Genomic DNA, 13,508 nt, shown 5'->3' with positions numbered 1-13,508 from the left:
AAAATAATGTCACTTCATATAGAACATCTTAAAAGCGAAATACAAAAAATTGCCAGTGAGAAAAGTATTTATAAATATGATGTTTATGGATCTCAAAAAGAAGAGAATTCTGCCAGTGCAAAAAATAAAGAACCTTTTTCTTTGACCTCATCAATAAGAGCCTTCCTTATTCTTAGAGTCTGGAATATCAAGCATCAGGTTGGGGTAACAAGAACATCAAACTTAACCAACGAAGGTTTAAGAGAAGCTTTTGATCTTGCAAAATCATCCTCAGAATTTGGTTCACTTGAGAATATTTATGAATTTAGTAATGAGTGCCAAAAAGAAATACAAAAGATTGAAAATAAAAATGAAATAAATAAAATCGCTACAATTCAAGATTTAGTAAAAGAGGTTATTGCAGCAGAAGAAAAAATATTAAATTATTCTGATAAATTCAAAAGTGTTCCATATAATAAAGTTTCTGAATCTATTTCATCGCGATTTTATTTTAACAGTGATGGCGCATTTAAAGTAGAAAACAGTCAAATGTCATTCTGTTATTTTTATCCTTTAGCTCAAGAAATTGAAAAAAAAACCAGACAATCTGGGCAACTCGAAATTGCAAAAAACTTTTCATCACTTGATGTTTCAGGTTGTGCAGAAAAAGCAATTGTAAAAACAAAAAATCATTTAGATTATGCTCCTATTAAAAATGGTAAATATACTGTTATATTTTCACCCGAAGCATTTTTAGATCTCATCAATGCATTTTCTAATTTTATGAATGCACAAAATATTCTTGATAAAAAAAGTTTGAGTCACAAAGAAAGTATTGGAAAACAAATTGCGAATCCAGAATTTTGTTTACTTGACTCGCCTCTCCATCCAAAAAATATAAGTTCAATCTACTTTGACGAGGAGGGCACTCCGACAAGAGAGGTCACAATCATTGAAAATGGAATCTTAAAAAGTTTTATTCACAGCAGTTACACTGCAAAAGTACTAGAATCCCAGCTAACAGGACATGCCCATATTGGCTCAAAAGTAACAGTTTCTCCTCATTATTTACACGTTAAGTCTAATAAAAAATCATCCAATACAAAAAACTACTTAGAAGAAAATAATCTTATTTATATTGAATCTCTATCAGCATTGCATGCTGGAGTAAATGAATTGCAGGGATCATTTTCACTTCCATTTGATGGTTTTTATATTAATGAAAATAAAAAAATAAGTATTGAAGCAGCTACTGTTGCAGGTGACTTTTTAGCACTTTTAAATGATATTTCATACATTCATGGTGAAGAAGTTGTTACACCGAATGGAGTTTCTCCAGAAATTTGGGTAAAAGAGTTATCAATCACTGGATTATAAAAGCTTTTTTTATTGGTTATAATTAAATGTATTTAAGCACTTAATTATGTTCTTTAAAGCTTTGAAATTTAACCACTAATTAATTATTGAACGAATAATACAGTAAATTACAGCTCAATTTAGAAGAATTTTCATTAAAATTCATAAGTGAGTAAACGCTTTTAATTAATTTTAAGTTTATATTTGCAACAATCTATAATAAAAGAAAAATATATACTATTTTATAAAAAATAATAATAAATAAAAAATAAATACACAAGCAATAACAAATTGTTATATTAATTTTTGTGAAAAAAATAAATTTATAAAAAATTGATTTGTAAAATAAATTTGCAAATCATTTTTTTGCAGAATATAAAACCAAAAGCTGAGCTCGGCTATCCGTTTTTTTAGCGAACAAGTACATTATAATATATATATTAATAATAAAAAACTAGATTAAAAATTGATTTTAAAAGGAAAAAAACATGAAATCATTACAATTTAATAAACATTTTATTTTTTCTTTAAGTCTTTTAATAACGGGATTATTCTTTCAAAATATCTCAGAAGCATCCGTACGTAAAAAAAGAAGCGCCCCAATATCAAGTGAATATTTTTGGAATGATGGAATAGATGGCCATTCAGGGAAAGTATATTATAAATTTCAATACAATGACTTTAGCAATAAGGATCAGAAAAAAATAGAAAAACAAATGAGACTTTTTGAAAGCATTGCAGATATTGAATTCATAAAAGTAAATGAAAATTATAATGGTTATTCAATCAATATTGTAAATGGTAAACATTGCTCAAGTATTGTAGGAAAGTTTTATAATTGGCAAAAATTATCTTTGAATTCAAGTTATTGTCTAAGCGAGGGTACCATTCAACATGAGTTATTACACGCTCTTGGTTTTAAACATGAACATTCTCGCTATGATCGTGATGATCATATTAATGTAAATTTTAATAATATTGATTCAACGAAATGCGAAAAGTATAATTTTGATAAAGGAGGAGAAGAAACAACTCGCTTCGGTGATTATGACCTCTCTTCTATTATGCACTATGAAAGCACAGCTTGTGGTAAATTTAAATATAATGAAAAAAATGGCAGAAGATACCAAGACACAGTTATAAAAATAAAAGACTCAAATGAGATTATTCAGAGAGGAAAAGAAATCAGTCCAACAGATATAGAAGGTCTTACCAAAGCCTATGGTGCTGCTAAGAATAAATCCATAACAAAAGCTCTCACGGCTTCAGTTACAAAGCCTCTAACAAAAACAACAATAGAAGCAACGGCAAAGAAAACAATTAAAAAGAGAAATTTAAATAGTTACTCGCTCTTACTCTATGCCCTTGACAACCCAACTCAATATAAAATCACTTATCTTGGCTACAATTTAAGGCCAATACATTCTGAAATAGTTGATGTGGATCCTAAGTTCATTAACTCTGGAATATATCATCCAATTACTATAAATGATTTTGAATGGATTGTTATTTCTGCACATGAAGATGCAAATAATATATCTTCTGAAGCAAAGTATTTCCATGTTCGTAAAGCTATGTTAGCTAAAGTTTATTTTATGACTTGGGAAAATAAATTCGACAAATTTAGAATAAGATAATTTAATCTAAACAAGATTACCATATCCATTTTTTTATTTTTGATATGGTAATTATTATCTTGCAATCACTTTATACTGCTTATTTTTTTAAAATTCATAATTGCCATATCCAGTTTTTATGCTAGTTTGCAAACTGTTCGTGAACTTTTTGAGGCTAGCATGATTCACTCTACTGAAATTCGCAATAATTTTTCAGACCTATTTACCCCACTCTCCAATTGCGCAAATGGGATAGCATATGCAATCCATGATAAAAAATGCAATCGTATTATAAGTATTCAATCACAAGTATCATGGCGAAAAAAAATACAGAATTTGAATCCAAATAATGATCTTTTTTTCAAACTTTTTACAAGTATCAACAGCAATGCAAACATAACTCCGGAAATTTCGACCGCTATTGATGATAAGCTTGCTAAGATTGAACTCTTGAAAAGACAAATACATGGAACACAATTTCCATTTATAATGGTTAGACCATTAAATAAAAATATAAATATTGTCTTTACTATTTATTGTTGTAAAAATGAAACTTCAGATATAATTGAAAATTATCAGAACCAAATATCCGCACTGAGCAATCGATTGCTTTATGAAATTTTACCTCATTTGCTAGAAAAAAATAACCAACTTAATAAATCCATCTGCGACAAACCGGAGCAATCCAGTTTATTTCCTTCGGATAAATTATGTCATAATCAGACAAAGAGTGTAAAGAAAAAATGTCTGACTGAACTTGTAATTTTCTGACTATAATTTTTTCATTGTCGTATTTGATAATACAATTTAAATTATGATTTTGCTCTAAATTATTTTTATTTATTACTCCGCCAATGCGATCTCCTGCATGTGCCATAGGAGCCATAGATTCATCCAGCATACTCACAACGATAACATCTTGCCCCATTTTCCTTTTAATGCTGCGAAAAAGATTCTCCTCTTCAAAGCCAAGTATGGTAACATCTTTAATATCTGAATACCAACATGGATTGACTCCTTCACCCGTTCGTAACCACTCTTCAGATGCATAAATACCTGCTGATTCAAAAACTTTTATAATATTATTCATAGATATACTTGTTAAAAAATCTATTTTACCCCTTTCCCAGTTCCGAATACTATTGACGTTAATACCGGCAATTTCAGCAAGCTTTTGCGCTGGCATCTTTAAAATATTCTTTCTAACATGCTTTATTCTTAATATTATTTCATCTTTTTGTTGATTAAGCTTCATATAAATGCGTTCTCATTAAGAAAATTTAAAAGTTTAAATCACATCATTAATAAAATTAATAATACTAAAAACCAATCGGCAAAATCTTCTTTCATTTACTGCAGAAAGTCAAAATCTAGTTTGAAACCTGCTTAAAAAAAATTTCCAAGATTTAGCTCCTTCAATCTTGACTTGCTCCTATCATTCAGATATCAAAAAAATGTAACGTTACCACACTTGTTTCTAATTACATGTATGAATAGATACCGTTACAACAAAAAATGAATGTGGATAATTATTATATTCTGACAGATTATTATTCTATTGAGAAAAAAACTCTAATGAATAAAATAAGAAAGTTAATTAACATATTTTCTTAATTGATTAAACATGAGTTATGGTGAAATTATGAAATTTAAATTGGTAAGATATTCTAACATTTTTGAACAGCCTTTTATCCCAATAGAATACGGGTTATCTCGATAGGGTATTCTCAATTAGAAAAATTTGAATTATTTAATTTTTATCGTGGAATAAGTATTTTAATTTTTCTCTAAACGCAATATAAATCTATCACTTTGACTTTCCAAATATTAAATTGTAAAGTAAAAACATATTACTGAAAATTAATATAATATTTTAATATCACTAGATTTTGATATGCTAAAATTTAAATTGACCACTTATTGAAAGGGTAAAAAAAATGCATTATGAGACCTTATTGAACCAAATTTATGAAAACCCAACTTGTACTATCCGAGGTTTAGCTCTGGAAGATTTAAAGCACTTTTATAAGTATTTTAAATCAGAATATCTTTTTGAATTACATTATAAAATATGTGACGATAAATGCGAAAAAAATGAGCTAATATGTATATATAATTATATAAAAAGAGAAATAAAAAAAAGAATCGATCATGGCATAGAAGACATGCATTAATATTAAAATTTTAGCATAAACTCTTAATCTTCAAATTAGCGATAACAGTTCTTTAATTGAGTGCGGCCGTTTATCAATCTTAATAATCCCAAGCTCATCAAGAATTTTATAATCATTAATTTGTGCATCGCTCGACAAAAATATTTTATTAAAATAAATATCTCGTAAGCTCCTTGCAAAGACAAAAAATTCGTATTCTGAATTTACTCCAAAATAATAATCAGTCACTATAATTGAAATATTTTTAATAAAATTTTCATTTTTATTTGCATAATTAAAAAATTCTTCTGGAGATAAAAACACCATAAAATCAACATTATTTAAATAGCGTTTCCATGAGCGCCCGACCAATGGATCATCATCAATCAATACAAACATAGAATTCTCTGAAGAATTTTTTGGTAAAGCCACTTTAATCTTATTTCCAATAAATCTCTTAGGTAATTTAGAAATATGAGGAATATAACTTTCTTTATTTGCTGGCAAGAAAAAGATAAACTCAACTCCTTTATCATATTCAGAGAAGCATTCTATATTACCTTTATGAAGTTTTATTATCTTTTGCGCGATTGAGAGTCCAAGTCCTGTACCCTTTTCTTTATTTCTAGTAAAAAAAGGTTCAAAAATACTCTGCAAATGCTCTTTTTCAATAAATGAGTTTGAGTTACCAATAGAAATCTCTACAAAATTTTCATTTTCAACTTTAATATCTTCTGTATGGATCCAAATTCTTCCATTTTCATGGATAGCTTCAATAGCATTTGCAAGAATATTTAGGATCACTCGTAAAATTCTAATTTCATCAATGTCCATATAATAGCTATGTGCAAATTGATATTCAATTTCAATTTTTTTATTGTCTTTTATACTTCCAATTGTCAAAAAAGATTTAAAAAGAAGATCTTCAAATTTTATTTTTTCACTTATATTAAGCTTAGAAATTCCTGCATCCATAACTTCATTTAGCAAATGCTCTATATAGTTTTTAGATTCAGTAAATGCAGGCTCAAATTCTTTGGCTAAATAAGTGACCTGCTTAATTTGATTACATCCTTTTATTTCTTGTAGAAAAAAATATAAAGTTGAAAAAGGTCTACGCACATCATGCGCAATAGAATGTGCTAAATTACCTACAGCTGCTAGCTGAGAACTTTTTCGAATTTCACTTTGTAAAAATGATGTATACTTTAAATAAAACTCAAAAGTTATAGATAAAGAATCAAGTTCATTATTAATTTTACGTTTATCTGCATAGTTCATTTCGTTTAAGACCCGTGCCCTTAAAGACAAAAGCTTATCAACAATTCTTTTTTGAAATACCTTAACACCCCAATAAATTGCCACAGACAAAAGGAGAAGAATAATGAAAATATAAACATATATAAAATAAAGATTATTCATCTTTTGAGAATCTAATTTAAAATAAACTTTAAAATCTTTGATATCTAAACTGCTAGAGACCTTATAAATATGAACTAAGTTTGGAAATTGTTTTTTGATTTCAGAAATTGGCAAGATAATATAAATGTAACCTAAATTATTTGTAAGTTTTTTTGAAATAGGATTGAATTGATATGAAATTGGAAATATAAATTCAACTTCGGTTCTATTCGAATTAATTCTTATTCCAGAATCTTTGTTAATATTTGGCATTTGTGTCGGATAAAAATTTTGAGTTGGAATTTGTAGTAAAGCTTTGCCACGGGAGCCATAAATAACCCATCTCGTATCTTTATAACACAATGCATTACGTGCAGACTGAATAACACCTTCTAAAAGTTTTTTATGAGTATGCTCGTTATCTATAGTTGATTGAAAGTAAAGATTAAGCCCCTCAGAAGTCGCAACCATATAGGCCGCGCTTTGCACTTTGTGGAAAGTATCAATTAATTGGAGTAAAGAACTCTGCTCTAAATGATCATTGGCAACTTTTATTTTTTCATTTGAACTTTGCAGAATAGACCAAAGTAACCAAACCGAAAAAATAAATGGAACAAGAGCTGATAGTAAAATTGCTTGAACAAAATAGATTTTAAGGGTCTTTGATTTGGAACTCATTAAACAAAATTAGCTCCGCTCTAAAAAAACTCTTAATCAACTATTCCCAACTTGCAGGTTGCCCTGTTGAAGCAAGAACAGATAACCAAATTGACTCGTTCGTATCTAAACGTTTTTTGCTTAAGGCAACCGACGCTAAAGGAACATGTGTGAATCGTTCATGCGCATATCCTATCATGCATCCTGTTTTACCAGCCATGGCTGCATGCACAGCATTTTGACCCAATTTAGCACAAAATACCGAGTCATCCGCTGATGTGGTTTGAGAACGTAACATGTAGCTTGGATCGATATATTTTAAAGTTGTTTCGATATTTCTCAATTTAAATTCATCGACAATTTTCTTTTGTAAAAATTTACCAATATCTTTTAATTTGATATTGCCACTGGCATCTTTTTCTATTTCAGAGGGCGGAAATAGATCTTGTCCAGCGCCTTCTGCAACCGCAATTGTAATGTATCCTTTATCAATAACTTTTCTTACAATAGCATCAAGAAGTCCGTTTTCGCCTTCAAGCTTTATAGGTACTTCAGGAACAAGTACAAAATCAATATCATTCATTGCAACAGCAGCCGTTGCTGTCAGTGCTCCACAATTTCGTCCCATTATTTTTACAAGACCAATACCATGAAAAGCAGAGCGCGCTTCGGTTTGCGCACAACGTAACGCTTCAACAGCTTTACCAACAGCAGATTCAAAACCAAATGTTTTACTAACCCATAAAACATCATTATCTATTGTTTTTGGAATACCAATTAAAGTTATAGGTACTTTTCGACGCTTGATTTCTTCATGGATTTCATTTGCACCTGCGAGAGTTCCATCTCCACCAATAGTAAATAAAATATTAATATCACGCAGCATAAGGGCATCGACGATCGCAACATGGTTTGAATGTCCTCTACCTGTACCAAGCACACTTCCACCTTCAAAATCGATATTTTGAACAGAGAAGGGATCTAAACGACGCCATCCAAAGGCAAAACGTTTAGTTTGCGGATCGTGCATAAATCCTTGATATCCGTAAGGAACGCCATAAATATTCTTTACACGATAGCGATCTGATAAAAAAGTTACTAGATTTTGGATTACATTATTTAATCCTGGAGCAAGCCCCCCACAAGTTACGATTGCAACTTTAGTGTTTTCTGGATTCCAAAATATTTTCTCTCTAGGTCCCGCCAACTCAAAAGTTGGCGGTTGAAAAACAATTTTTCCACTATCAGGTCGAGAAGCTTTAAGAAGGCCTTCCAAAGAAATATCAACCAAAACTCTATCTTTTCCATCTTCAATAAAATTTTCTGTCTGAAAAGAAGTTTTTAAAGGAGAAGGTTGATTTGCTTGACCAAAAGTCTGTGTGAGGCTTTCAATTAAGAACATTTCTGGTTTTATTTCAATGGTTTCCATTTATTAGACCTCAAGCAAAAGCAGCATTCTGTTCATCAAATGCTTCTTTTAAAGCATCTGAAGCAAGATCAAGCATCTTGTTCAATTGTTCACGATTAAAAGGACGCTTTTCAGCAGTCCCTTGCACTTCAAGAAGTTGTCCGCTTGCCGTCATTACAACATTCAAATCAACATCAGCTTTTTGATCTTCATGATAATCAAGATCGACATAAACTTGTTCTTCTAAAATTCCGACTGACACTGCAGCAACTGCATCACGTAAGGGATTTGTTTTGATTTTATTTTGTTTAATAAGGGCTTCTATTGCAAGCTTTAATGCAACATATCCACCTGTAATTGCGGCTGTACGAGTCCCACCATCGGCTTGCAAAACATCACAGTCAACAATTATGGTGCGTTCACCAAGAAGTTTCATATCAACTATGGAGCGCAAAGAGCGACCTATGAGTCTTTGAATTTCTTGAGTACGTCCAGAAAGATGTTGACGCTCACGACGAGTACGATCATGTGTAGAGGCAGGAAGCAAAGAATATTCTGCTGTTACCCAACCTTGCCCACGTGTTCCACGCATCCAATTTGGAACGGAGTCTTCTACGCTTGCAGTGCACAAAACACGGGTTTCACCATACTCGACAAGTACAGAACCCATTGGATTTTTTAAAAACTTTGGAGTTATCTTGAGTGGTCTAGGTTGTGAAGCGCTACGACCTTGTGAACGAAGTGACATTGATTTTACCTCAATTAAAAAGAAAACAGACGAATTCGCTAATGAACCGGCTCATTCCTAGAAACTGGCACATTAAAAAATTTATGCAAATAGGGAAAGAAAAGATGAAAGAAAAATTTTAAAGCAAAATGGTGCGGAGGAGGAGACTCGAACTCCAAAGATCTTTCGATCACTCGCACCTGAAACGAGCGCGTCTACCAATTCCGCCACCTCCGCATATGATTTAATAATTAGATTTAGGCAATTGAGTTGTCAAGAAATTTTAAAATTTTACGTAATAGGAAAGAATTTAAAATTGGAAAGATAAATGAGCAGTCGTATTTAATTGAAAACCTGATAAAGAACCAAATGTGTATGAACCTCCAAAATTTATATCCCAGATAAAATTTTCTGTAAATTTATAAGATGTTCCAATGGCCGATTGAATACCAACCCCTTGCGCCCTTATTGAATTTTGGTTAGAAAATATTTTTGCATAATTTACTAGAAAATTCCAATATAAAGAAGAATTATCAGTTAATTGAATAAGTGACTTTTCAAAACCAATTGCTGGCCTAATATAAAAGGTTTGACTTTTGCGCTCAGCATATTTTTGGTTAAAATTGCTATCTTTAGCATGCGCAATAATGAAAGGCTTTAGTTCTGATATACGTAACTTAGCTATGTCAAAAGTCAATAAAAACTCATTAAACTTAATAAAAGAAGTTGATGTTATAAAAATACCCGTTGGAAAATTAAATTGCTTTGCCCCTATTTTATGAATATATCCAAAATCTTTATTAATTGCCACACCACTGCCGAATGAGAAATTTTTATTTATACTTTTAATCTGTGTTTTCTGTTCATCAACTTTACAGTGTTCATTAATAATTAATTTTTCAAAATTTGAAATATTACTTTCATCTGAGTTTTCCATTTTTTTTTCACATTCATTAATAGAATTGAGTTTATTTTTTTGTGAGTTTGGAATACTCCTTCTTATTTCTATAAGTGAGTATTCTATTTTTTTAATATTATCAAAATAAACATTCAATTTAGACTGTGTTTCAAAGGATTTAATATATTTGACTTCGAATTTATCATTTTGGCAAAATAAACTTAAATAAAAAGGTATACCAGCAGGAATTGAAAGAGTTAAGTTATTTCCTAAAAAGACACCATTCAAATAGACATGACATTTATTTTGATTTGAATTTTTAATTATATTGATTTTTGTTTTATGTGAAACTTTATTTTCCTTTAAAGCAAACGATAATTTTTTTGCTACTTTATATGAGATGAGCTGTGCTAAATCTTTTGGAAAATATTCAATATTATTAGATATAATGAGCGACTGTAAAGATGAAATATCATTGTTTATAAGTCCATTCAAAAATAAATATATATCAATTGAAACACTTTTATTTCCGCTTTTTAAGTCGTTCTGAACAATCTCTTTAATATCATAAAAATCTTGTTCTATTTTAAGCGTTTCGCTCTTACTTAAAGTGCGGTTTTCACTTTCCTCATAAAGATTGATAATGTTTTTAGTCAATAATATTAATTCTTTTCTTTCCAATGAAAAAATTTTACTTACTAAAAAAAGTGAAATAAAAAATGCACACAATTTAATAATATATTTAATATTCATTGGTTATACTTGCCTTAAATTTTGATTAATTAGTGTATAAATTTTTTACACTAAATTATTAAAGTGTATATTAATCAAACACCTAAGGTTTTCCACAGATTATTAAGCATCTGTAAACACTAAATATTTAGAATAAAAAACTTAAAAAGTATTGATTGGCATAGTTCTTTCTTACAAAAATATGAAGGAGATTAATCACCCAATGGCAATCAAAATTTTAACAATGAAATTATTTATAAATAATCTATCAAAAATTATTTTTATTTTTTTTAGATTTATGCCAATTACGCTATTTTTATCATGCATGTTTTATTGCCTTACAGTAAATTTTACTGAAAAAGAAAAATATAGTCATATTCAAAAAAATTTAATAAAAGTTCCAGTTCTATTTGAAAATAAATCACCTTTAAAGAATAATCAAAGTATTAAGTTAGCAATGGCATTATTCTCTATTGATAAAAATAAAAATGTGATACACCCGATATACGATCCTACATTAGAATATAGAGGACTTACTTTAGGTAAAGTTTTTTCTGAAAAAAGATTAGTTTATATTGGAGACAGTGCATTTGAAAGCTGGGGATTACTAGGATCAACATTGGCCCATGAAGTTGAAGTACATGGTAAACAGTCATTCATAAAAATTGAATTTATAAATTTTTTATATCAAGTGTTAATTAATATACGTAATTATTTATTTAAATATGAACATAAGATTGAATATAATAATTATGGAACATATTTAGCAGAAAGAGAAGCTTATAATTATGAAATTAAAAATAAAAATAGATTTTTATTAAACCAAAATGAAGAAAAATCTTTGAAAGCTATTCGAGATAATAAATTATATCTATGTGATATTTAATTTTCTTTATTAACTCGCTTAAAATTATATTTTTCACATTTCATTATTAGACTTGCCCGACTTATTCCAAGTTTTTTAGCTGCTCTACTTTTATTCCAGTTTTCATTTTCTAAATATGATAATATCATTGTTTTTTCTAGATTTTCAACTGCATCTTTTAATGAACCATTCGTATTAATAGTTTTAAATATTTCTTCTTTGCCCTGAATACCATAAATTCTATCAGAAAGAAGATCATCTTGAATATCTTGTTCATCTCCAGATAAAACACAGAGACGTTCAACCTCATTTTGTAACTCACGTACATTTCCAGGCCATTCATATTTTTCCATTTTATAAATACAAGATGAACTTATCTTTTTCATTTTAATATTATTTTGTTTTGCATAATCAGATAAAAATCTTGCTATTAAGATAGGTATATCATCTTTTCTTTCTCTTAGAGAAGGAAGCTTAACATTAATTACATTCAATCGATAATATAAATCTTCACGAAATGAGCCTTCCTTTACCATCTGCTCTAAATTTCTATTCGTTGCTGCTAGTATTCTAACATCAACCTTCTTTTGTTCACTTCCACCTACTGAAATAAATGATCCTTCCTGTAAAACACGCAGAAGCTTTACTTGCATAGAAGGAGAAGTATCACCAATTTCATCTAAGAATAAAGTTCCTTTATCTGCAAGCTCAAAAAGCCCTTTTTTATCTTTTATTGCATTGGTAAAAGCTCCTTTTACATGACCAAATAACTCTGTTTCTAGCAAATTATCATTTATTGCTCCACAATTTTGTACAATAAAATTAGCATTACTTCTTTTAGAGTTTACATGAATTGATTTTGCTATTCCTTCTTTTCCAGTACCATTTTCTCCTGTTATTAAAATAGTTGCCTCACTGTCACTAATTTTATTTAATAATTTAAACACACTTTGCATTGCTAGACTTTTTCCGACAATATTTTCATAGGTCCATTGGTTTTTTAAATTATTAGATAATGCATGAAAACTTTCTGTATTATCAGATATTGTTTTTCTTAAATTCAATATTTCATCAAGTACAACTTCTAAAAGCTCTTTTAAATATCCAACTTCTTTCAAAGATAAAACAGGTAAATTTGCAATGTATTCCTCTAAATGAGTTGCATTTTGTGCAAATGATTTCCGTAAGTATGTTCGCAATCTATCCTTTTGTTCATCTACAGTTTCTTCGATTAAAAACCCATCCGCAAAAATACAACCCAAATATTTTTTTCCTAATTTTAAGGGCAAAGACATTGTGCTAAAGCCTGCATGGCATGTTGAAAGTAAATAGGCCTCTGCTTCTTCGGATTCAATAGTTGTTTTTGTGGCAATGTCTACACAATCTGGGAAAGTTTTATCGCTTTCAGTAATTAATTTACAAACAGGGTTTTTTGCATTAAAAAATTTTCCTTGCGGAACTCCTTTTAATATCCCTTTTTCATCTGTAAAATTAAGTTGGATATTCCACCAACTTCCAATAATTTGCCGAAGTTTATTAATTATATTTAATTTCTCAAAATCTTCAAAACTGATATTGCTCTCTTCTAACACATACACCTCCTAAAGCATCAGTTTTTGAAGAGCATTGTCACTTCGGAATAAAACTGTTAAATCTTTATTCACTTTGTAGAAAAATAATACACTTAAAGAAATTTCAAACACTAAGGCTGCATTT

Annotated in this window: 9 protein-coding genes and 1 tRNA gene; 3 read left to right on the top strand and 7 right to left on the bottom strand. The window is 29.4% G+C overall.

The window, feature by feature from the left end:
* The first annotated feature begins 6 nt into the window (after positions 1-6).
* Both GCL57_RS11335 and GCL57_RS11330 read left to right on the top strand, forming a co-directional pair.
* Positions 7-1,356 carry a TldD/PmbA family protein gene (locus tag GCL57_RS11335; protein ID WP_152213465.1) on the top strand — a complete coding sequence of 450 codons (1,350 nt, stop codon included), beginning with the start codon at positions 7-9 and terminating at the stop codon, positions 1,354-1,356.
* Between the two features lie 467 nt (positions 1,357-1,823).
* Positions 1,824-2,972 (top strand): M12 family metallopeptidase, encoded by a 1,149-nt coding sequence (locus tag GCL57_RS11330; protein ID WP_152213464.1) that lies wholly within the window; start codon positions 1,824-1,826, stop codon positions 2,970-2,972.
* A 631-nt stretch (positions 2,973-3,603) separates the two neighbouring features.
* Here the strand turns inward: GCL57_RS11330 and GCL57_RS11325 are convergent.
* From GCL57_RS11325 to GCL57_RS11300, 6 genes are all read right to left on the bottom strand, one after another.
* Positions 3,604-4,206: a helix-turn-helix transcriptional regulator gene (locus GCL57_RS11325; RefSeq protein WP_152213463.1), complete on the bottom strand. Its 603-nt coding sequence runs from the start codon at positions 4,204-4,206 to the stop codon at positions 3,604-3,606.
* 949 nt (positions 4,207-5,155) lie between these two features.
* Positions 5,156-7,183, bottom strand: coding sequence for a sensor histidine kinase (locus GCL57_RS11320; protein WP_152213462.1), 2,028 nt, complete (start codon positions 7,181-7,183; stop codon positions 5,156-5,158).
* A gap of 40 nt (positions 7,184-7,223) precedes the next feature.
* Positions 7,224-8,591, bottom strand: a complete 1,368-nt coding sequence (locus tag GCL57_RS11315) for an ATP-dependent 6-phosphofructokinase (RefSeq protein ID WP_152213461.1) — start codon at positions 8,589-8,591, stop codon at positions 7,224-7,226.
* 10 nt (positions 8,592-8,601) lie between these two features.
* Complete coding sequence (rph, locus tag GCL57_RS11310; protein WP_152213460.1) at positions 8,602-9,318, bottom strand: ribonuclease PH; 717 nt, start codon at positions 9,316-9,318, stop codon at positions 8,602-8,604.
* A gap of 129 nt (positions 9,319-9,447) precedes the next feature.
* Positions 9,448-9,534, bottom strand: a tRNA-Leu gene (locus GCL57_RS11305).
* Positions 9,535-9,607: 73 nt separating this feature from the next.
* Entirely contained in the window at positions 9,608-10,948 is a 1,341-nt protein-coding gene (locus GCL57_RS11300) for a hypothetical protein (protein WP_152213459.1), read from the bottom strand.
* Positions 10,949-11,150: 202 nt separating this feature from the next.
* On the opposite strand from GCL57_RS11300, the gene GCL57_RS11295 reads away from it, so the two are divergent.
* A complete protein-coding gene (locus tag GCL57_RS11295; protein ID WP_152213458.1) occupies positions 11,151-11,813 on the top strand; it encodes a hypothetical protein in 663 nt (220 codons plus the stop codon).
* Here the strand turns inward: GCL57_RS11295 and GCL57_RS11290 are convergent.
* Entirely contained in the window at positions 11,810-13,384 is a 1,575-nt protein-coding gene (locus GCL57_RS11290) for a sigma 54-interacting transcriptional regulator (protein WP_161597726.1), read from the bottom strand. The genes GCL57_RS11295 and GCL57_RS11290 overlap by 4 nt on opposite strands.
* Between the last annotated feature and the right edge of the window lie 124 nt (positions 13,385-13,508).

Source organism: Fluviispira multicolorata (genome assembly GCF_009208585.1).
Taxonomy (GTDB): domain Bacteria; phylum Bdellovibrionota_B; class Oligoflexia; order Silvanigrellales; family Silvanigrellaceae; genus Silvanigrella; species Silvanigrella multicolorata.
The sequence above is the reverse complement of the archived record's forward strand: the minus strand, read 5'-3'. Positions and strand labels throughout refer to the sequence as shown.